General features: G+C 36.4%; 1 protein-coding gene. It reads left to right on the forward strand.

The genetic code is table 11. The features are described 5' to 3' along the window. A partial coding sequence (locus tag C1G53_RS12500; RefSeq protein ID WP_161941441.1) for a metal ABC transporter solute-binding protein, Zn/Mn family occupies window positions 1-275 on the forward strand: 275 nt, incomplete at both ends.

Here is a 275-nt window from a genome sequence, read left to right on the forward strand (position 1 = left end):
CTTTGGATGCTAAATATTCTGAAACATTATCTGCTGCGAAACAGAAATACTTTGTTACACAGCATACTGCATTTGCATATTTGGCTTTGGACTATGGTTTGAAACAAGTTTCTATTACAGGTGTTGCTGCAGATGAGGATCCAACTCCATCACGTCTAGCAGAATTGACAGAGTATATTAATAAATATGGTATTAAGTATATCTATTTTGAAGAAAATGCGTCAAAATCTGTTGCAGAAACACTTGCCAAAGAGACTGGGGTTCAGTTGGACGTT

Source organism: Streptococcus suis (genome assembly GCF_002960445.1).
GTDB classification, from domain to species: Bacteria; Bacillota; Bacilli; order Lactobacillales; family Streptococcaceae; genus Streptococcus; species Streptococcus hyiners.